Origin of the sequence: Paraburkholderia ginsengiterrae, assembly GCF_001645125.1 — a bacterium.
Classification (GTDB): domain Bacteria; phylum Pseudomonadota; class Gammaproteobacteria; order Burkholderiales; family Burkholderiaceae; genus Paraburkholderia; species Paraburkholderia ginsengiterrae.
On record NZ_LXKA01000209.1, the window covers coordinates 40273 to 62994 of the forward strand.

Annotated in this window: 21 protein-coding genes and 1 pseudogene; 14 read left to right on the forward strand and 8 right to left on the reverse strand. The window is 58.2% G+C overall.

Annotated features, from left to right (window positions below):
- Positions 1–216: 216 nt before the first annotated feature.
- The 4 genes from A6V37_RS15680 to A6V37_RS43015 form a co-directional block, all read right to left on the reverse strand.
- Positions 217–1371 (reverse strand): porin, encoded by a 1155-nt coding sequence (locus A6V37_RS15680; RefSeq protein ID WP_064270008.1) that lies wholly within the window; start codon positions 1369–1371, stop codon positions 217–219.
- 235 nt (positions 1372–1606) lie between these two features.
- Positions 1607–1741 carry a hypothetical protein gene (locus A6V37_RS42845; RefSeq protein WP_278185292.1) on the reverse strand — a complete coding sequence of 45 codons (135 nt, stop codon included), beginning with the start codon at positions 1739–1741 and terminating at the stop codon, positions 1607–1609.
- 28 nt (positions 1742–1769) lie between these two features.
- Positions 1770–2564: a DUF4198 domain-containing protein gene (locus A6V37_RS15685; RefSeq protein WP_242665871.1), complete on the reverse strand. Its 795-nt coding sequence runs from the start codon at positions 2562–2564 to the stop codon at positions 1770–1772.
- On the reverse strand, positions 2565–4619 hold the full coding sequence (locus A6V37_RS43015) for a PepSY domain-containing protein (RefSeq protein ID WP_075643496.1): 2055 nt from the start codon (positions 4617–4619) through the stop codon (positions 2565–2567). It lies immediately after the preceding gene.
- Between the two features lie 448 nt (positions 4620–5067).
- Between A6V37_RS43015 and pdxR the strand changes: the two genes are divergently transcribed.
- Positions 5068–6537 (forward strand): MocR-like pyridoxine biosynthesis transcription factor PdxR, encoded by a 1470-nt coding sequence (gene pdxR / locus A6V37_RS15700; RefSeq protein ID WP_064270011.1) that lies wholly within the window; start codon positions 5068–5070, stop codon positions 6535–6537.
- Positions 6538–6592: 55 nt separating this feature from the next.
- Here pdxR and A6V37_RS15705 read toward each other — a convergent pair whose 3' ends face one another.
- Together A6V37_RS15705 and A6V37_RS15715 are read right to left on the reverse strand one after the other, a co-directional pair.
- Positions 6593–6835: a hypothetical protein gene (locus A6V37_RS15705; RefSeq protein ID WP_064270012.1), complete on the reverse strand. Its 243-nt coding sequence runs from the start codon at positions 6833–6835 to the stop codon at positions 6593–6595.
- An 847-nt stretch (positions 6836–7682) separates the two neighbouring features.
- Positions 7683–8774: pseudogene (locus A6V37_RS15715) on the reverse strand (tyrosine-type recombinase/integrase).
- A 691-nt stretch (positions 8775–9465) separates the two neighbouring features.
- Here A6V37_RS15715 and A6V37_RS15725 point away from each other — a divergent pair.
- The 6 genes from A6V37_RS15725 (at position 9466) to tnpB (ending at position 13488) form a co-directional block, all read left to right on the forward strand.
- The gene (locus A6V37_RS15725; protein WP_064286125.1) at positions 9466–10608 is read left to right on the forward strand and encodes a Re/Si-specific NAD(P)(+) transhydrogenase subunit alpha; all 1143 of its coding nucleotides are present in this window, start codon (positions 9466–9468) and stop codon (positions 10606–10608) included.
- 10 nt (positions 10609–10618) lie between these two features.
- Positions 10619–10945, forward strand: a complete 327-nt coding sequence (locus A6V37_RS15730; RefSeq protein ID WP_064269553.1) for an NAD(P) transhydrogenase subunit alpha part 2 — start codon at positions 10619–10621, stop codon at positions 10943–10945.
- Positions 10945–12396 (forward strand): NAD(P)(+) transhydrogenase (Re/Si-specific) subunit beta, encoded by a 1452-nt coding sequence (locus A6V37_RS15735; RefSeq protein WP_064269554.1) that lies wholly within the window; start codon positions 10945–10947, stop codon positions 12394–12396. Before A6V37_RS15730 ends, A6V37_RS15735 begins: the two co-directional genes overlap by 1 nt.
- A gap of 12 nt (positions 12397–12408) precedes the next feature.
- A complete protein-coding gene (locus A6V37_RS15740; RefSeq protein WP_064269555.1) occupies positions 12409–12624 on the forward strand; it encodes a hypothetical protein in 216 nt (71 codons plus the stop codon).
- A gap of 61 nt (positions 12625–12685) precedes the next feature.
- Positions 12686–13102 carry an IS66-like element accessory protein TnpA gene (gene tnpA / locus A6V37_RS39195; protein ID WP_100249412.1) on the forward strand — a complete coding sequence of 139 codons (417 nt, stop codon included), beginning with the start codon at positions 12686–12688 and terminating at the stop codon, positions 13100–13102.
- The gene (gene tnpB / locus A6V37_RS15750; RefSeq protein WP_064269557.1) at positions 13099–13488 is read left to right on the forward strand and encodes an IS66 family insertion sequence element accessory protein TnpB; all 390 of its coding nucleotides are present in this window, start codon (positions 13099–13101) and stop codon (positions 13486–13488) included. The genes tnpA and tnpB overlap by 4 nt, the downstream gene beginning before the upstream one ends.
- Positions 13489–13564: 76 nt before the next feature.
- On the opposite strand, the gene A6V37_RS15755 is transcribed toward tnpB, so the two are convergent.
- Together A6V37_RS15755 and A6V37_RS15760 are read right to left on the reverse strand one after the other, a co-directional pair.
- On the reverse strand, positions 13565–14503 hold the full coding sequence (locus A6V37_RS15755; RefSeq protein WP_064286126.1) for a branched-chain amino acid transaminase: 939 nt from the start codon (positions 14501–14503) through the stop codon (positions 13565–13567).
- Entirely contained in the window at positions 14500–15708 is a 1209-nt protein-coding gene (locus A6V37_RS15760; protein ID WP_064269559.1) for an alpha/beta hydrolase family protein, read from the reverse strand. The genes A6V37_RS15755 and A6V37_RS15760 overlap by 4 nt, the downstream gene beginning before the upstream one ends.
- A gap of 183 nt (positions 15709–15891) precedes the next feature.
- On the opposite strand from A6V37_RS15760, the gene A6V37_RS15765 reads away from it, so the two are divergent.
- The 7 genes from A6V37_RS15765 (at position 15892) to A6V37_RS15795 (ending at position 22691) form a co-directional block, all read left to right on the forward strand.
- The gene (locus A6V37_RS15765) at positions 15892–17190 is read left to right on the forward strand and encodes an ABC transporter substrate-binding protein (RefSeq protein ID WP_242665852.1); all 1299 of its coding nucleotides are present in this window, start codon (positions 15892–15894) and stop codon (positions 17188–17190) included.
- A gap of 20 nt (positions 17191–17210) precedes the next feature.
- Positions 17211–18071 (forward strand): branched-chain amino acid ABC transporter permease, encoded by an 861-nt coding sequence (locus A6V37_RS15770; protein ID WP_064269561.1) that lies wholly within the window; start codon positions 17211–17213, stop codon positions 18069–18071.
- Positions 18068–18997 (forward strand): branched-chain amino acid ABC transporter permease, encoded by a 930-nt coding sequence (locus A6V37_RS15775; protein ID WP_064269562.1) that lies wholly within the window; start codon positions 18068–18070, stop codon positions 18995–18997. Before A6V37_RS15770 ends, A6V37_RS15775 begins: the two co-directional genes overlap by 4 nt.
- On the forward strand, positions 18994–19800 hold the full coding sequence (locus A6V37_RS15780) for an ABC transporter ATP-binding protein (RefSeq protein ID WP_242665853.1): 807 nt from the start codon (positions 18994–18996) through the stop codon (positions 19798–19800). The genes A6V37_RS15775 and A6V37_RS15780 overlap by 4 nt, the downstream gene beginning before the upstream one ends.
- Positions 19790–20536, forward strand: a complete 747-nt coding sequence (locus A6V37_RS15785) for an ABC transporter ATP-binding protein (protein WP_064269563.1) — start codon at positions 19790–19792, stop codon at positions 20534–20536. The genes A6V37_RS15780 and A6V37_RS15785 overlap by 11 nt, the downstream gene beginning before the upstream one ends.
- Positions 20537–20623: 87 nt before the next feature.
- Positions 20624–21829, forward strand: a complete 1206-nt coding sequence (locus A6V37_RS15790) for a porin (RefSeq protein ID WP_075643497.1) — start codon at positions 20624–20626, stop codon at positions 21827–21829.
- A gap of 76 nt (positions 21830–21905) precedes the next feature.
- Entirely contained in the window at positions 21906–22691 is a 786-nt protein-coding gene (locus tag A6V37_RS15795) for an inositol monophosphatase family protein (RefSeq protein ID WP_064269564.1), read from the forward strand.
- Positions 22692–22722: the final 31 nt, after the last annotated feature.

Sequence of the window (22722 nt, forward strand, 5' to 3'; positions counted from 1 at the left end):
GTGCTCTTCTTTCTGTTTCGATGTGGCCGGTTGTGGGCCACTCAATCGGGTGCGGGTGGCGAGTCGCGCGAAGGTCTCCTTCCCGCAAGCCACCGCATTTTGTTACGGCCGCGACGTTACCTGCGTGTGCAAAGTCGCTGCCTGAACGGCTGATCGCGTACGAGACTCATTTTCACGGCGCCCAGCTCGTCAAACTGAAGCCTGCCTCAAGCTCTGCTAGAAGCGATGCCGGATGCCAATAACTACTTGCGCTTGGCTCTGAGTTGTGGAGGCAGTTAGGCCGTTGAGGTTTGCGACCGCCTTCCCACCGCTCGAATCAGTGCCCGACGCATGCTGGTAAACAGCAACTGTGTAAAGGTCAGTTCGCTTGGAAAGGAAGTAGTTAGCCCCGATCGTGCCTTGATTGTAAGTTGCACCGTTTACGCCATATCCTTTCAGGTAGTTATAGGCGACGCCGAGGTGGAGGGCCGGCGTGAGTTGATAGCCGACATTGACTTCAATGTCGTGGAATTTTGCATCGCCGCCTGCGCCGATAGCCGGGAGGCCCGATAGCGCCCCGATATCCTTGAACTGCGTGTTGCTGTAGTTAGCGGCGAACGTAGCGGTACCAACGGCATAAGAAGCGCCTGCGACGAAGATCTGCTGTGTTTTCGCGGATGCATAGCCGGAATACACGCGGCTTCCAGTCATATTGGACCCCGTAGTGCTAGAAGCCGGGCTATTGCCAAAATAGGAGAAGTTAGGATCCCGCGCTTCGAGGAAGACGGTGCCAAGCGTGAGTGGTCCCGAATTGTAGTTCGCCCCGACTGACCAGATCTGGTTCTGGTTGAAAGAGCCAGCGACACCGCCGAAGCTGTAGAGGCCCGCGAACGTCAATCCACCGTACGACACACTGCGAAACTTGATCGCGTTGTTGACGTGGTTGCTGCCATCCGTGTTATCTACATCGCCAGGATGGGCGGTGGCGAATCCGCTCCACATCTGTGCCGCCACGAACATGTAGGTCAAGTCGTTAATCAAATCATATTGACGCCCAAACGTAACGGTACCTATGTTCGATGATGAAAACCCGAGATAGGCTTGGCGCCCGAACTCGGCGCCCCCTTGACCGAGCTTTCCGTTCGCAGCACTGAAGCCGTTTTCAAGTACGAAAAGTGTTTGCAGTCCACCGCCGAGGTCCTCAGCGCCTCGCAGCCCCCAACGGTCGCCACTGAGATTTCCGGCGGTCATCGAATACTGCTTGTGGCCACCAACGTTGGTCGCATAGTTCATGCCGACGTCGATCATACCGTAGAGTGTGACGCTGTTCTGGGCATGTGCCGTAGATGCGAACGAGGCGATGAGGGCCGCGGCAATCAAGGACTTTTTCATATGAATGGTTTGTCGTTCGATAAAAAAATTATTCACTGTCTCACTCCAATCTTTTCGACAGTCAGCGAGGTCGCGCGGCCTGCCCCTGGACGACTCTTTTTGGATCTCCGGGCACAGTCGAGCGCCTGCCGAAAGCAGGTGCAAACCCCTTTGTCACGCTGGTTGCAGTGCAGCGCTTTTGGGGAATGATGAAAACGCCGGCAACCAGAGTTGGCGGCGTCGAGGGACGTCTTCCTTACTTGGTGACCACGCGCGCGCCGCTAGTCGACCTGTCTTCCATCGTCGCGAGAACGATCACCGTGTTGTCTTTGACAAGCTTCACGCCGCGAGCGGCGGCAGCAAGTGCGGCCAGGACGGAAATTAGTTTCATGGGGAGCGCTTCAGCTGTTAACGAGTGATCACTCGGGCAGGTGCTGCAGCATGAACGACAGTGTGGCCTCATGCTCGTCGCTGTTCGTCTTCGCGGGTTCCGACGGCGGCGAATCGAATTTCGCAACGACTACGTTCAGGCCCTGGTTGCGCACCTTGATCGTCACGGTGCCGTCGGCTCCGGTCTTCAGGGGTTCGGAATCGGGGTCGTTGAGGAGGTCTGGCTGCACCTCCGCGCCGGGCGCGGGCTTGCCGTCGTAGAGCACCCGAACCGTGAGCGGCTGACCCATCTGATCCGGCAGCCGCTTGCCGACCGGCACGATCTGCAGCTTCTGCGCTGGCAGTATGGGCATCGCCCCATCCAGAGGCCGGCGCAGATGCACCCCGTACTTGAAGGTGTGCAAGCTGATCGTGGCGTTGGGCACCTCGTCCTTGCCCTTGTTGTACCACTTGCCGTCCGCCGTCTTGCTCCACAGACCGTTGTCCATGATCCCGGCAACGATTGCCGGCTGGTTGTCGGTATTCACCACGAGCAGCGGGCCGCTGGGCGTGAGTTGCGTGGAGACCTCCTTGCCCTGCGCGTCGTAGGCCGTGACACTCTTCACTTTTTGCTGGCGCTTGATGACATCCAGGTCGTCGCCGCCGAGGCCGTAGATCAGCGCCAGCTGGTTCGAGCGCTGCGCAAACCAGATGCCATGGGCCTGCGCCAGGCTGGCTGCGCCCATGCCTGCAGCTATGCTTGCCACGATAGCAAGCTTTCCGGTGATCCTCATTTGTGTCTCCTTCAGTGGTTGGCAAAAAACGGTTTGTTCCGGCTTTTCCATCTACAGATCGAGTACCAGCCTCCGGCTATTGGCACGCGAACAGCAGGGAGTGAAGCGATCGTTCCTATTCCTCTCGTCGTCGGAGAGAAACACGTCGCGATGCTGCGGTTCGCCTTCCAGCACGCGCGTGACACAAGTGCCGCAGACGCCTTGCTCACACGACGTCGTAATGTGAATTCCACAATCCGCCAAAGCAGCCATTACCGTCCTGTCTGCAGGGATACAAATAGTCTTGCCGGTGCTTGCAATCGTCACGTCGAATTCGACATTGCTGTCAGATTCCCTGCGTTCAACGCTGAAATATTCCCTGTGTATACGGCTCTTGTGCCAGCCTTTCTGCAATGCGATGTCGATGACTGCATTCATGAATGCTTCGCCGCCGCATACGTATAAGTGCGCTTCGACATCGTGCGTATCGAGAAGCGCGGCCAGATCCAGCCGTTGCTGTTTCTGGTCCTCCGTGAAGTGGAAGAAACCGCGGTCGGCGAATTTCGAGCGCTTGATGCGGTCGACAAAGGCTGCGCGCGCCGGCGAGCGCGCGAAGTAATGCATTTTGAAATCGGCTCCGATATCCGCCAGGTGTTCCGCCATGCAAAGAATCGGCGTAATACCGATACCACCCGCGATGAGCAGGGAATGTTTCGCGGATTCCACGAGCGGGAAGAGATTTTTCGGAGCGCTGACTTCGATTAAGTCGCCTTCCTTGACCTGCTCGTGCATGGCTCGCGACCCACCGCGCGTCGGTTCTGCCCGCATGACGGCAATGAGATAGCGATGTCTTTCACGAGGAGGATTGCACAGTGAGTATTGTCGAACCTTTCCGCCGGGTACATGAATATCAATGTGGGAGCCTGCCGTAAACGGCAGCAGTGCTTTTCCGGCAGGGTCGACAAGTTCAAAAGATTGGATGTTCTCCGCCTCGGCCGTTTTTCTGGACACTTTCAACGCGACCGTCGTTCGAGACGGCACGGAAACCGGTCGCCGGTGTTTGCTGCGTAGATAACTGCCGATGCCGGCGTAAGCCAATAAGGGTACAGAGAGCATGCCGATCAGTTGCAGGACTTGAATAAATCCGCCGCTCAGCCAACCGTAATGCATGGCAAGCGCCGTCAGGTAAATTCGATGACCTAAGCTGTTCTCTGCGTATGGGGTAAAACGCAACACTTCGCCTGTGCTCGCATTGAGACTGACATAGGAAAACGCATTTACATGCGGTGCGTTGCGTGCGACAAGATCGATGTTGAAAGCATCCCCGGGCTTGCCAGGGTAGCGAATGCGGGCATATTTTGGTTGCGGCACCAATGCCTGTGCGCGTTGCCAGAGGGCCTCGACCGGCAGGCTTTGCGTATCCGCCTGCACGACCAATCTGGGAGAAGGTGCGGGGGGCTTCGAGGCCGTCAGCGTGTAGAGCGCATCCCTCACGAATTGAAACGATTGCAGTGCGCCGGTGAGCGCTGACGCAAGTACGATGAGGCTGACATAGACGCCAAGGGTCTTGTGCAGATTGAGCCAGCGCGCGCGACCGGTGAGGTTGGGCTTGATCGTGACGGCGCGCCTGCGTTTACGCAACGCCTCTGGAATCCACACAGCCAAGCCGCCACCGACCAGGACAATCGCGAATGTCAGCGCAAGCGTTCCAGCAACGACGCTTCCATTCTCCAGAAACTGAAAACTGTGCAGTTTGGCCATCGTACCAAACAGGCCGCCGTAACGATGCTCGCTTCCAAGCACTTCGCCAGTACATGGATTGACGTAGTACCACCGGTCGTCGCTGAATAGAACACGCGTGCTGGAATCCGCGTCGTCGTATATGCGCACTTGCTTTGGCCGGCCGGCGACTGGATTAGAAGCGCTGGCATTGGTAATCAACGTATCGAGCGGTAGGCGCTGTTTGCACGATGCGACTTTGAGCAGGTCGTGGTATATGACGGGTTCGAGCGGCGCCCGAAACAGCATGCCCGCGCCGGTAACCGCCACCATGACGACGAACAGACCGATGCTCAGGCCTGTCACGCGATGTAACTGACGAATACGCTCACGTAGAGATACACGCATAGGATCCCCAATAACTTGAATGACGTTGGCTTTGATTGCCAGCCATCGGCTCGGCGATGGCTGCGGAGAAGGATGCGGCGTCCTGCGGTGCCACCAGTCGCTGGAGGTCAGATGCGAGATACGCGCCCCACGTGGGCTGGTTCTTGGAGAAGGCCATGTCAGGCGGGCTATGGGTATGCGGCAGGTGAACAACGCCCGGCAGTAACATCGCTGCGAATATCTTGCGATTGGCAACCATGCCTCCTGGCGAGATGCTGCCGAAACAGTACATTAGGAGTAAACCCGATAAGAGAGGAATCCAAATTAATGTCCTTTGAAACCTAATATCTGTAAGATCCATGAATCTTCCGGCGCACTTCGACTTAAGGCTTTGCTCGATGGCGAGACTTGACAGTACGCGTACCCGCGGCGAACCTATGAGTCCAATTCAAAAAGTTTGATAGGTCCAATGGCTGACTCGTTACTTGCTGACCTCCTGATCGGCCGTCTCCGTCGGGACGGATCCATACCCCTACAGATCCAGATCGCGAACGGGATCCGAGACGCGGTATCCGACGGCACTCTGAAGGCTTCCGCACGTTTGCCGTCTTCCCGAACGCTCGCGGCGGCATTGGGGGTCTCCCGGATAACCGTTGTAACGGCTTATGACAGGCTGTCGGCCGACGGCTATCTCCATACCGATTCCACGAGCGGTACGCTTGTCTCCGACAAATTGCCGCAATCGATGAAGTCAGCGCCTCGGGAATCAACCGCACGAACCCTGTCCGAGCGCGGGGAGCAACTGATACGCGCTCCTGCGGGCATCCAGGAACGCAAGGGGGCGTTCGTGCCGGGCGTCTGCGATACGGATTATTTTCCTTATCAGATATGGAGGCGCATCCAGAATCGCTATCTCGGGGAGCAGCATGCGGACCTCATGGGCTACTCCAATCCAGGCGGATATCTCCCGTTGCGTCGCGCGCTGGCTGAGTATTTACGCGTATCGCGCGCGGTTCGGGCCTCCCCGGAACAGATCATCGTAACAATGGGGAGCAATCAGTCGATTGACCTTTGCTCACGCATGCTGGCCGACGTGGGTGAACTGGCCTATGTTGAAAACCCTTGCCACTGGGCAACGCCAATCCTGTTGCGCGCCAACGGGCTGGAAGTGGAGGCTATTGATGTCGACAGTAACGGTATGAAGCTCGAACGATGTTTGCGCCGACCTCGACTCGTAGTGATGACCCCATCGCATCAGTTTCCAATGGGGGTGACGTTGTCGGACGAACGGCGTGCCTGTCTGCGTGTGGCCGCTGAGCGCTGGGACGCATTCGTTCTGGAAGACGACTATGACAGTGAATTCCGATATGACCAGCGTCCGCTTCCGTCTCTTCAAGGCGTCGATGAAAACGGCCGTGTCATTCTGATGGGAACGTTTAGTAAGGTCATGTATCCCGGCATGAGGCTCAGCTATATAGTCGTTCCGCCCGACCTGGTCGATTCCTTCGCAGCCGCTTCGTTGCGCTTATACAGACCAGGGCACCTTTCCTTGCAGGCAGCAATGGCAGACTTTATGGCGGACGGGCATTTCTCGACGCACATTCGGCGGATGCGCGATATCTACGGTGCGAGACAATCGGAATTGCTGCGATGTCTGGACCAGTGCTTTGGCGATGCACTTGAAACGTCACGGAACGCGGCGGGGCTGCATATGACAATCAGGATCCGGGATCTGGTTGACTTCGATACGACTGTATCGCGATCGCTTGAACAGGGAATTTACCTTCGCAGGCTGCATACGTTCAATCAAGGCGATTCAGGATTTCGTGACGGATTTCTGTTGGGGTTTGGCGCGCTCGATATCGAAGCCATCCGTCCCGCTGTCCAGACCTTCGCACGGATCGTCGAGAGCGTAATGTCCGTGCCGGATTCGCGGTAATGCCCCTCAGACACTTCTCGGCAAGCGTCATACAGCCAGTCGAGGCATCGAGATTTTATCCAATGGAATGATCAGGTCTTTTCCCATTCGACTTCAGGATTTCTCCGATGTAGGACCGTCCCGTCTCCGGCATGCGTCGAAATTCAGGCGACTCGCTGGGCAGGAGCATCCTGTCGAGCGTATGCGTGGCCAAGCTGACGCGCCGCGCGAAGTCATCACGGCCCATGCCTAGCTGTTTCATCGCGAAGCGCAGAAAGTCCTGCTGAGCGAGGTCAGAAAATCTCTCCGATGTTGCCATCTAACGCTCCTAATATTAATATGTATAACTACATTATTGTTATTTTTGTCTGAATCGGTACCCATTCCACCGGCCGACCCGTCGCCGCTCCCTGCTGGTCACGCTCGATATGGAGTTCGCGTATGGCCTTGTGCGTTATTACCTGGGCATCTGTGCGCTGCGCGAGTTGTTTCGCTCGCTTCAGCGCCTCTACCTGGTAGAGTGGTCGCCCGGCCGTTGGAAACTGCCGGGCGCTCAAGCATTCGCATCTTCGCGGCTGGCGGGTCGCCGGGTTGCCAATCCATTTTCATGTGGCCGCCGCGGCTGAGCTCAATTGATTTCCATGCGTTACTCAGCCAATCCCACCGCTCGCTCGCCGAAGGTCAATAGGTTCGCCAGACGCGCGTCGTTGTCTTGCCCAAGGTGATCGTACAAGCGCGGCACGTAACTCTGCCTTCGGACCTTTGCAGAGTTTGGACCCGGCGTCAAAACCAATGCGTCGGCAAGCTCGGCGGTGATGATTCGGCTTTCTCATTCAAAGTTTCGAAGGAATCCTCAGATCGATACCGTCCGGCGTGCAGCCGTGACTCATCGCGGTTGTCCCGATGAAATGCGTGCGGTCGGCATTGATCGACGAGTGGATTGATAGAGATCTTGAAGTCACGAATGGGATGCGGATCGTTCCATAGTACTAACTGACGGCGCGCAATTGCATCGTCAAATACATGCCGAAAGAAGGCGTATGTCGCAAATTGCAATGGGCTGGAGGCATTTTCTGCTGTGAGCGCTCAACATTCTGAGGCCACCTTTTCGCGCTCGAACCGACTTTCCCGATCGCGACGATCCGTCACCGACCATCGGACAAGACCTACCATTCGATGCGGTGATTTTCCTCGGTCTCGCGGTGGCGCTCTTCATCGGGCGTGTGCAGATAAGGATTCGTGCTTGTCAGCGACGCGTGGCGCAGGTTGTCGCGCACGGTCCGCAGATCGGCGCCACCGTCGGCCATGTGCAATCCGGCGGTATGGCGCAGCTAGTGGGCGGAGGCCTGTTCGAGCAGAGCGGCCTGCCTCGCGGAGGCATCGCCGCGTAGCCGGAGCCGCCCCGCTGCGCCGGCAAAAATACTCTTGACGACGGTGTGCAGCGCGGCGCTCGTCAGCGGCTTCATGGATCTGCCAAGCGGCAGCACGAGTGGCGTGTCGTCATGCCGCGAGGGCAGGGTGGGCAGGCCGCGCTCCCGCCGGTAGCGCCCCAGTTCCACCATCATTTCCGCGGAGGCCGGCACCAGCCCTTCCTTGTCGCCCTTGCCCAGCACCTCGAGCCACCAGCGCTCGTGGCCATCCGCGTCGCGGCGGCAGAAGTAGTCTCCCATGGTGTTGCCGCTGACCTCGGAGATGCGCAGGCTGCCGCGATAGAACAGCGTGAACAGCCACCGTGCGCATAGGTAGCGTTCGCGCTCGCGGGGGGTGTCCTTCGGCAGGCTATCGATATAGGCCTTGACTTCCTGCCACAGCTCGCGGTCGAGATAACGCGTGATCCGGGGCTTTGAGCGGCGCACACGCTGCCGCGACAACGACAGGGGGTTGCCCGCCAGATAGCCCGCTTCGACGAGCCACGCGAAGAGCGCATTGATGATCACCATCGTCTGGTACTGGCTGCTCGGCCGGAGCGTTTTGTAGAACGGTCGCCACCGTGGGTCGTGCCGCGGGTACTTGCGACCGGCGTCGGCAACCCAGCGCGCGTGCGGCTGCGGGTCCTTCAGGAATTCCCGGAACAGTAGCAGGTCCTCGTGAGTGAGCGACGACAGCGGTTTGCCCAGTTGCACGATCGCCGATAGCAGCGGCCGTTCGGCTTCCTTGCGGTAGTTTTCAAAGGTGGTCCTTTTGTCGGCGACGCGCGTGTAGACCGTAATAAAAGTGTCAACACCCCGGTCTAGCAACGACGCGGCGAGGCGGTCGATTCCCAACGACCGGCTGGGCGCCGTAGTTGACACAATTCCTAGCGTAACGGAGACAGATTCCCTTCGTTCTACGGCTTTTGCAAACACAAATCCTTGGACAAGCGCGAACGGGCAACGCTAGTTTGCCGACGCTCGCGGACGCTGCTTGAACGAAGAGCTTCCGATTGCTTTCCTACCGAACTGGTTTCATCGATCACGTCACGTCAATTGGTGATCACAACACACGATTGATGACTAATAATGACGTAAAATCCGGCGTTTTTTTGAAGTAGTATTGATATGTGATCACATATAAAGTACGATTGATTGCCCGAGAATTCTGGTTGCGGCCGACGCGGTCGGGCTAGCTTCAAACATCTGAGGGACGAATTCGGGACTCTTGCGCAGTTTGTGGAGGAGTGAATGATGGACGGCACGAGCGACTTCCAACAGGTCCGGCTGGGCGCGGCTGCGGCTGCAAACGCAGAGGACGCTGCTCTCTGGCGCTGGTTTTCGGAGTTGTTTGAGGATCAACGAATTCGGTGGTGTCGTGCCGAGATTGGTTGGCGCGTAACAGTCGATCATAGACATGTGGCTACTGAGCTGACCTTCGATGCGGGAATACGCGCGGCAAAGGCCAAAAACAGATGCGTCGCCAGTGCAGCGCAAGCGCAGTCCAAAGAACGTAGTTCATAAAGAGGCATGTGCATAAATGAACATCGGAATACCAGCCGAGACGCGCGCGCACGAAACCCGCGTCGCCGCGACGCCCGAAACGGTCAGGAAGTATGTGACCCAGGGCCACCGGGTCACCATTCAGGGCGGCGCCGGTACCGGCGCAAGCTTTCCTGACGAACTCTTTACAGCCGCGGGCGCGGAAATCGTCGATGCGCCGACGGCCTTCGGCGCCGATCTCGTCCTGAAGGTCCAGTCACCGACCGACGCCGAACTGCCGCTGATGAAGCGCGGCGCGACGCTCGTCGGCATGCTCGATCCTTTCAACGCTGAAAACGCCCAGAAGCTGGCCGCGGCCGGCGTCACCGCGTTCGCCCTCGAAGCCGCGCCGCGCACCACGCGCGCGCAAAGCCTCGACGTGCTGTCGTCACAGGCCAACATCGCCGGGTACAAGGCGGTGCTGCTGGCCGCCACGCTCTATCCGCGCTTCATGCCGATGCTGATGACCGCTGCCGGCACCGTCAAAGCCGCGCGCGTGCTGATTCTCGGCGCGGGCGTGGCCGGTCTGCAGGCGATTGCTACTGCGAAGCGCCTGGGCGCGGTGATCGAAGCGTCCGACGTGCGTCCGGCCGTCAAGGAGCAGATCGAATCGCTCGGCGCGAAGTTCCTCGACGTGCCCTACGAAACCGATGAGGAGCGCGAAGCCGCGCAGGGCGTCGGCGGCTACGCACGGCCGATGCCGCCTTCGTGGCTCACGCGCCAGTCGGCACTGGTGCACGAGCGGGCCAAGCAGGCCGACGTGGTGATTTCCACGGCGCTGATCCCGGGCCGCGCCGCGCCGACGCTGATTTCGGTCGAAACCGTGCAGGCGATGAAACCGGGCTCGGTGCTCATCGACCTCGCCGCCGGACGCGGTGCCGAGTACGAAGGCCGGCGCGGCGGCAACTGCCCGCTCACCGAAGCGGACCAGGTCGTGGTCAAACATGGCGTGACGATCGTCGGCCATACGAATCTGGCCTCGATGGTGCCCGCCGACGCGTCGTCCCTGTACGCGCGCAACCTGCTCGACTTCCTCAAGCTGATCATCACCAAGGAAGGCGCCCTGAACATCGATCTCGCGGACGACATCGTCGCGGCCACGCTGCTGGCGCGCGACGGCGAAGTCACGCGCAAGGCATAGGAGAACGGCGATGGAAGTCATCAACCACACCGTCATCAACCTGATCATCTTCGTGCTGGCGATCTACGTCGGCTACCACGTGGTCTGGAACGTCACACCCGCGCTCCACACGCCGCTGATGGCGGTGACCAACGCGATCTCGGCCATCGTGATCGTCGGCGCAATGCTGGCCGCGGGGCTCACGCTCGGCGCGCCGGGCAAGTTCTTCGGCACGCTGGCCGTCGCGCTCGCGGCGGTGAACGTGTTCGGCGGCTTTCTCGTGACAAGGCGAATGCTGGAGATGTTCCGCAAGAAAGAACCGAAGAAGCTCCCCGCAGCCGGCAAGGAGAACGCGTAATGAGTCTGAACGTCGTCACGCTGCTTTATCTGGTCGCGTCGGTCTGCTTCATCCAGGCGCTCAAGGGGCTGTCCAATCCGAAGACGGCACGCACCGGCAATACCTTTGGCATGGTCGGGATGGCGATTGCGATCCTCACCACCATCGCGCTGATCTCCAAACAGGCTGAAGTGCTCGGCTCGAATCTCGGGCTGGGGCTCGGCCTGCTGCTGGTCGGGCTGGTGGTTGGCGGCGCGATCGGCGCGTTCGTCGCCGCGCGCGTGGAAATGACCAAGATGCCCGAACTGGTCGCGGCGATGCACTCGCTGATCGGTATGGCTGCCGTATGTATCGCCTATGCGGTGGTGTCGGAACCAGCCGCGTTCGGGCTGGGTGTAGAGGAGGGCATTGCGGGCTTCCTGCCGTACGGCAACCGCGTCGAGCTCTTTATCGGCACGTTCGTCGGTGCGATTACGTTTAGCGGTTCGGTGATCGCGTTCGGCAAGCTCTCGGGCAAGTACAAGTTCCGGCTGTTCCAGGGCGCGCCGGTGGTGTACGGCGGCCAGCATCTGATCAACCTGATGCTGGCGATCGCGATGATCGGCTTCGGCGTGATCTTCTTCCTCACGCAGTCGTGGTTGCCGTTCATCATCATGACGCTGATCGCGTTCGTGCTGGGGGTGCTGATCATCATCCCGATCGGCGGCGCGGACATGCCGGTGGTGGTGTCGATGCTGAACTCGTATTCGGGGTGGGCGGCGGCGGGCATCGGCTTCTCGCTGAACAATCCGATGCTGATCATCGCGGGCTCGCTGGTGGGCTCGTCCGGTGCGATCCTGTCGTACATCATGTGCAAGGCGATGAACCGCTCGTTCTTCAACGTGATTCTCGGCGGCTTCGGCAACGAGGCGGGCGCGGCGGTGGCAGGCGGGTCGGCCGAGCAGCGTCCGGTGAAATCGGGTTCGGCGGACGACGCGTCGTTCATGCTCGGCAATGCGGAAACTGTGGTGATCGTGCCGGGTTACGGTCTGGCGGTGGCGCGCGCGCAGCATGCGCTGAAGGAACTCACGGACAAGCTGGTCGAGAAGGGCATCGAGGTGAAGTACGCGATTCACCCGGTGGCCGGGCGCATGCCGGGGCACATGAACGTGCTGCTCGCCGAAGCCGAAGTGCCATACGACATGGTGTTCGAGATGGACGACATCAACGGCGAGTTCGGCCAGGTCGACGTGGTGCTGGTGCTGGGCGCGAACGACGTGGTGAACCCGGCGGCGAAGAACGATCCGAAGTCGCCGATCGCGGGCATGCCGATTATCGAGGCGTATAAGGCGCGCACGGTGATCGTGAACAAGCGCTCGATGGCGGCGGGCTACGCCGGTCTCGACAACGACCTGTTCTACATGGACAAGACGATGATGGTGTTCGGCGATGCGAAGAAGGTGATCGAGGATATGGTGAAGGCGGCCGGATAGGAGGTGAGCGCGATGAAGTTCACAGTTGAGTACGTTTTTGGCACGAGCGGGGCTCTTCAGAAAGCGGAGGGCGTACGCAAACAGGACGGTGTTGAAGCCAGCGATTCCGGCAGGTCATCGTCTGGAAAAACGCAGGAGAACAGTTTGCCCCATCAGTGGGCTTGGGCGGTGGGAAAAAGCACCTTTGACTGGATGGATCACCATGGTCCATTTGATTTGAGCGAGTAATCCCGCTACTCGTCCATCACAGTTACGCGAAATGCTTCTGGTCGAAACTACTGCACGCACGATGAAGTGTGGGTCGTTGCTTCGTAAGTCTGCGGATACTTGTTCAGACGGAACCCGTAAAGGCAGCCCGAACCATAGCCCGGAATTTCGACGCCGCCTGGCTGTGGCTGCATGTGAACCGGGCGTCCCTGTGTCGAAACTCACCCGAAAACATGGTACCAACGCGAACATGTTGTTCAAGTGGCGGCCCCAGTATCGAGCGGAGCAACATCCCGGGACAGCCGAGCTGGTTCCGGTGACGGTCGTGAGTGAAGCGCCGGGCGTCATCGCAACGGCAGCGTCGGTCGAACAAGAGATGGTGAAGCCAACCATGAGCATGGGCACGATTGAAGTTCGAATTGGCCTAGCGGCGGTTAAGGTAGATGGCGCAGTTGACGCCGAAACGCTGCGTGCGGTGCTGAAGAGTGTGCGATCGTGATCGGCCTGCCAACGGGTACGCGCGTGTGGATCGCGACGGCCGTAACCGACATGCGCAGTGGTTTCCCGGCTCTTGCCGCTAAGGTGCAAGCGGTACTCGAAGAGAATCCGCTCTGCGGCGACGTGTTCATTTTTCGGGGGCGTCGTGGCGATCTCGCAAAAATTCTATGTGCAACCGACGACGGACTATGGCTTCTCGCAAAGCGTCTTTCGCGCGGGCGGTTTGTCTGGCCCCAGGCTGATGGCGGCAAGATCTATCTGACCTCTGCGCAGCTGTCGATGTTGCTGCTGCGGATTGTCGCTGGGGATATTCAAAAGCTACGTCAAAGAGGCGGTCGTTTTTCGGCTGCGTGCATTTTCAAAGCCGCCGCCCCCACAATCCACTGAATCCTGGAAAAGAGAGTGACGGCATCAGAAAATTCGCCCGCCGGTCGAAGGAGCCATCGGGCGATATCTGAAAGTATTAGATCTTCGTTAGCCAGTGAGAGTAGTCAGGATTTTTTCCCGTGACGATATCGAAATAGGCGGACTGGAGTTTTTCCGTGATCGTCCCGCGGCCGCCCGTGCCGATCGTGCGATTGTCGAGTTCACGAATCGGCGTTACCTCGGCGGCAGTTCCGGTGAAGAATGCTTCGTCTGCGGTATACACCTCGTCGCGCGTGATGCGTTTTTCGATTACGGGAATCCCGAAGTCTCGCGCCAGCGTGATGATCGTATTACGAGTGATGCCGTCGAGACAGGAGGCGAGGTCGGGCGTGTAGAGCTTTCCATCGTTGACTATGAAGAAATTCTCGCCCGAGCCTTCTGAGACGTACCCGTCAACGTCAAGCAATAAAGCTTCGTCGTAGCCGTCGGTCAGTGCTTCCTGATTCGCCAGAATCGAGTTGACATACCAGCCGGAAGCTTTGGCCCGTACCATTGAGACGTTCACGTGATGGCGAGTAAATGAGGAAGTCTTGACACGAATTCCTTTTTCCAGACCATCTTTGCCGAGGTACGCCCCCCAAGGCCACGCGGCAATTGCGACGTGGACAGTGTTGCTCTTCGCCGAAATACCGAGTTTCTCGGAGCCTAGCCAGATAAGCGGGCGCAGATAGCAGGACTTCAGGCCATTTACGCTGACGACTTCCCGCTGTGCACTCTCTAGCGTTTCAGCATCGAACGGCACAGTCATCTGAAAGATTTTCGCGGAATTCAACAGTCGCCGGGTGTGCTCCTTCAGCCGGAAATTGGCGGCGCCGTTCGGACCGTCGTAGGTACGAACGCCTTCAAATGCGCCCATTCCGTAATGCAAGGTGTGGGTCAGGACATGAATCCTGGCGTCCCGCCATTCGACCAGTTTCCCGTCCAGCCAAATTTTTCCGTCTCGATCGTCAATCGCTGCAACCGGCTTGTCGATCATGGATTCCACCACGTAGGTTCGCCGGTACCGTCGATGTATTCGCCACCTTTGGTGATAAACGTCCGTGCTTCGTGGCCACTCGGGAATTTACCGGCGAGAGCAGCCCCCAGCCAGTCCAGCGACGCGTTGATCCACTCGTCCGACTGCGGTCCGATCGGGTGGAACTCGTGTTGGTAAATCCAGAGTTCCTTGGGCCCCTTCAGTCGCTCGTAGACGTCGATGGTCGCGTCGATCGTCGTCAGTTCGTCATTCTCGCCAGTAACGATAAGGTATGGGATTGTGACATTTGGCGCGATGTCGTCGAGCAGCATCTGCTTGGACAGAGCCTGAATCTCCAACGGATCGGTGATGCCAGTCATGAACATCAGCCCGGCCATGAAACTAGGTTGCGCCTGATTCAGAAGCACGAACTTGTCACCGAGATTCGACATGTTCGCTGCGATTGCCGCGATGCGCGGCTCGACCGCAGCCGCGCGCGTCGCCCACCACGAGCCCATGCTCGAACCCATGATCACGATTCGCGACGGGTCAATCGCTGGATTGCTCGAGAGCCAATCGATGACCGTGCTGATCGCACGATCGTAATTGTCGAGCGTCATCTTCAGGCCTTTGGTCAGGCTCTCGCCTTGGCCGGGGCCGTCGAGGGAAAAACCAGCCCAGCCCCGCGGCAGAATGCGCTGTTCGATGACCTTGTGCCAGTCTTCCTTGAACATGTCCATGCCCGGCAGCATGACCACACACGGCACGCCCTTGGCGCCGATCGGCGTTTCCAGGATGCCGTGAAGTTGCTTGCCTTCAAACGGCAATACGACGCGTTCAATGGGATGCGTTGCCAGCTCGATGACTTTCTCGAAAGACTGCACGACCTTGTTCAGGTATCGGGTGCGGCGCGGGTCGTCGGCCAGAACCGAATAGTGAGTGCGCGCGTATAGCAGGGCTGCACGCTCATACATCCGCTTCGCTGTCGTCGCGAAGCCGCGGTTCTCCCAATGCAGGGCGCGCTGCTCGATTTCCCTTGCTGCGGCGCTCCAGCATGCCGGCAGCATCGAACCTGCTTTGACCGGAGCGAAGACACGTTTGATATCTGTCGAGTCGTAACCGATCTGTTCGAAAAGCGCACCCGCATCCGGGTGCAGCACGTCCAGTCCACCTACTGAAAGAAACGCGTCCAACACCCAGCGTTGGCCCTTGCGCATCGTATCCATGATTCCTGTTCTCCATTTTTCAAACGACACGGACTAGCATACATCCGTGATTTGAGATCACACAAGCAAAAAAGTAAAACACAGTATGGAACGGGGAAACCCTATATTGCGCTGAATTGCCGCGCCTATGGGTGTTTGACGGCTTTTAGGTGTAAACGCGTATTGCGATCAGTGATCACAAAAATGACATTAGCAGAAACGTGCAAACACAAACCCTTCGATGGGTCTTTGGGAGGTCACATGCTGTCGCGCAAACTCGTAGCGGTGTTCGTCGCCGGATTCGCAATAACCGTTCACTCAACGGGGCAGGCCGCGGATTCGGCTCCAATCAAGGTCGGCCTGATGACGGTCAAAACGGGCGTAGCGGCGGGCATTGGCGGGCAAATGCAGGACGGCTTTGAGTATTTGCTTAGGGAGCGTGGTGGCAGACTGGCCGGTCGTCCTGTGGAATTGGTCGTGGTGGACACCGCAGCGTCGCCAGTAACGGCCAAGGCCAAGTTCCTGCAACTCACCGAGCGCGATCACGTGGACGTCGTTGTAGGTCCGCTCGCCACGTTCGAAGCGGTGGCGATTCGCGACGACGTGGCTCGAGCGGGCGTGCCGCTCATTCTCAGTTCGGCCGCGGCTGAGGATCTGACTCAGCGCAAAGCCGATCCATGGATGGTTCGCAGTTCAAGTTCGTCGGCTCAGGCGGCTCAACCGTTCGGTGTGTACGCGGCGAAAACGCTGAAATACAGGCGTGTAGCAGTGGTAGCCGAAGACCTGTCGTTCTCGCACGAGACGGTCGCAGGTTTTCAGCGCAGCTACGAAGAGGCGGGTGGGAAAGTAGTCCAGAAGCTGTGGCCGCCTTTTAACTCCAGCGACTTCGCGACCGTCATCACCCAGATCAAACCGGATGTTGACGCAGTGTTCATCAACTTCTCCGGTGCCAATGCGACCCGGTTCCTCAAGCAGTACGCCGACTACGGACTCAAGCAGAAGATCCCGCTTATCGCAGGCATGAACACGGTCGACGAATCTTTGCTCGACAAGATGGGTGACGAAGCTGTCGGCATAGTTTCAGCCGGCTGGTATAGCGCAGCCATTGATACGGGTGATAACGCCCGCTACGTGAGCGGATTCCGTAAGGCGTATGGAAGTACGCCGGGTTTCTACGCGACCGGTGGGTATAGCGCAGGGCTGATCCTGGAGCAGGCGCTAAAGTCCAGCAACGGCAAGATTGCAAGCGGAAAGGACCTTGCGACTTCGCTACATGCAGTCAAGCTCGATGCCTCGCCTCGTGGCCCCTTGAAGCTGGACAGCTATGGCAACCCGATTGTCACCGTCTACATCCGCAAGGTCACCCGCGTAGACGGAAGGCTGGTGAATACGGTGCTGCAAAGCTACCCGGACGTAAGCCAATTCTGGACTTACGACCCGAAGGCCTTTCTCGCCAATCCGGTTTACTCAAGAGACTTTCCGCCTTCGCGGAACCTTGAATAACCGCGCCTAGGGAGCCGTCCATGTCACTCCTTGTCACGCAAGCGCTCAATGGCCTCACCTTTGCAGCCTTGTTATTTCTGATGGCGTCTGGTTTCACCCTGATTTTCGGGCTGATGCGCATTCCAAATATGGCGCACGGAGGCTTTTTCATGCTTGGAGCCTACCTTGCAGTGACGTTAATTTCTTACCATCTGCCTTTTACTGTGGCCGCAATTGTCGCTGGATTGATTGTCGGCGCGATCGGTGTAGTCGTCGAGCGGACGATACTTGCGAAGATCGCCGGCAACGAACTGGCACAGGTACTGGCCACGCTCGGCATCGCGTTCGTGATTTCCGATGGTTGCCGGGCAATATGGGGTGGGATGCCTCTCGAAGTTGCCGCGCCGCAGTGGCTGTCCGGCGTCGTACGCGTTGGCAGCGGGGCGTTTCCGCTCTACCGGCTGGCAGTGATGGGGCTCGCCGTTTTGATAGCAATTGGGCTGGATCTGTCGCTGACGCGCACTGTTCTCGGGGCTCGGGTTCGCGCGGCCGTCGGAGACAGGTTGATGGCGCGTGCATCGGGAATACGCGTCAATCGGTTATTCGCAGCCACATTCTTCGCTGGCGCCTCGCTGGTTGGACTCGCAGGCGTCGTCGGCGCACCGATCATGTCTGTCTATCCGGGACTCGATATGGAAGTGCTGCCCCTCGTACTGATCGTCGTCGTCCTGGGCGGGACAGGGAGTATCGGCGGCGCACTTCTTGGAAGCGTTGTTACCGGGCTAGTTTTCAGCTTCGGACAGTCGTGGTTTCCAGAGCTTTCCTATGTGCTGCTGTTTCTGCCCATGATCTTCGTCCTGGCGGTGCGTCCGCAGGGGCTGTTCGGGAGGGCAGCATCGTGAAGCTAAAGATTCTCGCAATTCTTTGCAGTGCGCTTTTAGTGCTCGTACCCACAGTCGTTCGATCGCCGTTCTATCTCGATCTGCTCGTGCAGATCATGATTGCCGGTCTGATTGCGAGCAGCCTTAATTTGTTACTGGGGCTAGGCGGGTTGCTCTCTTTCGCGCAAACGGCGCTCGCCGGTGCAGTGAGCTATGTGGTAGCGCTTGGATGCGTCACATGCGGTATCTCGCCATGGCTTTCTGCCTTGTCAGGCATCGCCGGTGGTCTTGTTCTGTCTATCGGCATCGGAGCGTTGGCGCTCCGTACGACAGGCTTAAACATAGGAATGATCACGCTGGCGCTGGCGCAGGTCATGTGGGGACTTGCACTGCATTGGGGCTCGGTCACCGGTGGTGAAAACGGCATTAGCGGCATCCCACGGCCGACGTTGCCGATCTGGTCAACCGCCGATCCCGTCGTTTGGTATGAGTGCGTCGCCGTATTGTTCCTGGTGATTGTTGCCGCTTTGAACCTTTTCATGAGTTCGGCATTAGGTGTTTGCCTGACTGCGGTGCGGTCCCAACCCAAACGCATGTCTGCTCTCGGTTTCGACATACGGAAAATTCGCATGGCTGCATTTGCCATCGCCGGGATTGTTGCGTCACTCGCGGGCGTTCTCTTCGTATTCCATCAACAGTTTGTCAGTCCTCACGCGCTTGCTTTAGGGGAGACGGCAGAGACTTTGCTGATGGTGATCGTTGGTGGACCTGCAACGTTGCTAGGTCCTCTTGCGGGTGCTGTCATCGTCGTTGTCTTCCGTGTGATCGTCAGCAGCTACTTCGACTATTGGCCTGTACTGCTCGGTGCTCTGTTCGTTGGGGTCGTCGTCTTTCTGCCGGAGGGCGTGATACCTGGTGTCTCAAGAGTGATAAGGAGGCTGCGATGAGCGATGCCACTCTTTCATCTGGCGGGAACAGTGCGGCGTCGTACCTGATTTCGACAATGGATGTGAAGCCGCCGGTCATCAGTACGACTGCGCTCGGTATCCAGTTCGGTGGTCTGAAGGTCGTTGACAGCGTGAGCCTTTCAATTGCTGCCGGAGAGCGTCGCTTGCTGCTCGGACCCAATGGCGCGGGCAAGACCACCCTGTTCAATCTGATAGCAGGCGATCTTCGTGCGACCACAGGTTCAATCAGCCTGTTCGGTGATGACGTAACCAAAGAGCCTACAGCAGGCAGAGCACGCCGTGGACTGGCTCGGACCTACCAGATCATCACGCTGTTTCGTGAGATGACGCTGCTGCGCAATGTGCAGCTCGCACTAGCAATAGGGGCGAAGCGATGCTGGAATCCGTGGCGGTCATTCGACAACGCGTCGACCGCACGCACGGCGCGCGAGGTTCTCGAACAGGTAGAACTCGACACCAAAGCCTGCTCAATCGTCGCAAATTGTTCCTACGGCGAGATGCGACGACTGGAGATTGCGCTTGCACTGGCTCAGTCCCCGCGCATTGTCCTGCTCGACGAGCCCCTCGCGGGCCTGTCCGGGCCTGAGCGAAAACGTGTGGGCGGCTTGCTACACGCGTTGCCGCGCGATGTGACGATCCTGATGATTGAACACGACATGGATATCGCGCTTGCGTATGCCGGCACGGTTACGGTTCTGCAAGGCGGACGCGTCGTCGTCGATGGTGACAAACAGACCGTCCTTGCCGACCCACGTACCCGGGAGATTTACCTTGGCCACTAGCAACACACCGGCGCTTCAGTTATTGGGCGTCACAGCTGGATATGACCGCAGCGAAATCCTGCAGGACGTGTCGCTCGCGGTTCGCCGGTCGAGCGTTCTTGCGCTGCTCGGTCGCAACGGTGCGGGCAAATCAACATGTATTAGCGCTATAGCCGGATTGATCAGGCTCTCCGACGGTGACGTCCAGCTGTTCGGAGAGTCCGTGGCCGCATTGCCGGTGGAAGAAGTCATTCGCAAGGGCATTGCCGTGGTGCCACAAGGAAGACGGATTTTTTCTTTGCTGACTGTCAAGGAAAACCTTGCGGTCGTTCAGCCTGCTGTAGCGCCATTTGCGGGCAAACACTGGGCAATTGATCGGATTACCGAACTTTTTCCGCGCCTCGGTGAACGCTTTGGGCAGCGGGCAGGAACCCTGTCCGGCGGGGAGCAGCAAATGTTGGCGATAGGCCGGGCATTGATGGCGAATCCGAGAGTTTTGTTATTGGACGAACCATCCGAGGGACTATCTCCGCAAATGATCGACGAGGTAGCCAGGATTATAGAAAGGCTTCGGGACGATGGCATCTCGATCTTGCTGGTTGAGCAGAACAGTCGTCTCGCTCTTTCGGTCGCAGATGACGTTGCGCTTCTTTCGAGCGGCAGGCTGGCTTTTACGGGGTCGGCCGAAGAGCTGACCCAAAACTCGGATCTTATGGAAATCCATCTCGGTGTGCATGCCACGACAAGCACAGATTAGAAGAATTATATGAAGTGAACGAACCGGGTAGGGCGGCACTTCCGAATTGCCATCTAACTCGATTAACCATGTTTGGAGAATGCGGAAATGGGTACGAAAGGTAAATATAGTCGCGTAGGACTGAATGCACGGAAGATTGTTCGAGGCGCGACATTTTCGGGCGGGCTGGTCGGTCTGGCCTGTGCATCGATCGGCATAGCGCACGCGCAATCGAGCGTCACGTTGTACGGTGTCATGGACGTTGGCCTGCAATACCGTACCGCCGCCGGGGCAAGTAACGGCAAAGCGGGCAGCGCAGTGTTGCTCGCGTCGGGCAACGAGTTGACCAGTCGTTGGGGTCTGCTCGGATCGGAGGACATTGGCGGAGGCTACAAGGTCACGTTCAAACTCGAAAGCGGCTTTAGCCCGACAACGGGTGGCGGAAATTTCGCTGTCCCGTTTCCTAACGATACAAACGCGCTCTTCGATCGCGGTGCAGTTGTCGGCATTACCGCTCCGTGGGGCAAGGTTTTGATGGGCCGTAACTGGTCGCCGTTCTTTGACGGGATTTCTGCTGGTGACGCGACTGGCTTCATGAATTTCGGCTCACTTGCCAACGCGGTCTTTCAGAATTCGTCGAACGTGAACCCAAAGCTGGGGTTGGCGGGTATCGCTTCAGGAGCAAACAGTCCGGCAAACGGCGGCTTACTTTACACGTGGGTCAACAACTCCGTGAAATACATGTTGCCCGACAACACCTATGGCTTAAGCGGCGGCGCATTGTATTCGTTCGGCGGCACTGCGGGAAGCTTTGCAAACAAGCAGACGTGGTCTGCCAACTTGAATTGGACTAACGGCACGCTTGGATTTACGTCGGCATACTTCGATGCCAGGGATCCAACTGGGGTGACAAACAATCCCTGGCTACGGGCACTCTCGGTAGGCGTCTCCTACGTGATTGGGCCAGTAAAGACGGGTTTTGATTTTGCCAAGTTCCGCAATCCGACAACCGGTGCTGACCAGAACTACTACTATCTCGGCGCTGCGTGGCAGGCGTCTCCTGTTTGGCGCTTTACTGCTGACTGGATGTACCTGCAGGATCTTCAGAATAGTGCAGCGGGCGCTCAACTGTACAAGGTCGGCGCACAGTATTCGTTGTCAAAGCGTACTACGCTTTACGCGGACATCGGATACTCGATGAACAAGGCGCAAGGTATTTTGGGCGCCGGTAGCGATACCGTTGTGCTATCGAGTCCGGCGACGATCGGACGTAATCAGATCGCGATCGGTGCGGGCTTAAGAACCTTGTTCTAAATTTTTGTACTCGAAAGACGCCCTGCAAGAGCCTCTTTCTCACTGAATTCTCAACTCCCAGACCACGCAGCATGTGATGGATAAAGACATTTTTCTGAAGGTGATCGATGAACTATGCGACGAAGCGCGGGCGATTGCACACACATATTTCAGTGAGCCGCCTTCGATGGAGCAGAAGGCCGACAGGACGCCGGTGACCCAAGCCGATCGTGATATTGAAGTTGCGCTCGTTGCTTCGATCCGGCGTGCTTTTCCCAATCACACTATTGTCGGCGAGGAATTTGGTGAGCAATCCGCTACAAGTGCGCAGACGTCAGTCGAGCGGTATACATGGATTGTCGATCCGGTAGACGGAACAGGCAGCTTTACCGTCGGCAACCCTCTGTTCGGCACGCTGATTGGCGTGCTGAGAAACGGCGCACCTTGGATTGGCGCCGTGGAAATGCCGATTCTGGGAGAGCGCTGGCTTGGCGCTCCGGCAGGAAGTTTTCTGAATGGGCGCAAGGTCGCGACCAGCACCTGTGACAGTCTTGCTAAAAGCAAGCTGTGCACCACGACGCCGGACATCTTTGATCTACAGGAACGTCGGGCATTCGAATGCGTTGCCTCGCAGGTCGCGTTGCGTCGCTACGGCGGTGATTGCTACAACTACGCGCTGCTGGCGACGGGTCGTGTGGATCTGGTTATTGAAGCGGGTCTTCAGCCCCACGATTACCTTCCATTGGTCCCCGTTATTGAAGCGGCGGGAGGAATCATGACTGATTGGGAGGGACGCCCGCTCAGGCGTCATTCGGATGGACACGTCATTGCGGCTGCAAACGAAGTTTTGTACCGTCAGGCACTAGCGCTGCTTGGCGGATAGTCCAAGGGGGCTGAGGGAAAGGCTGGACATT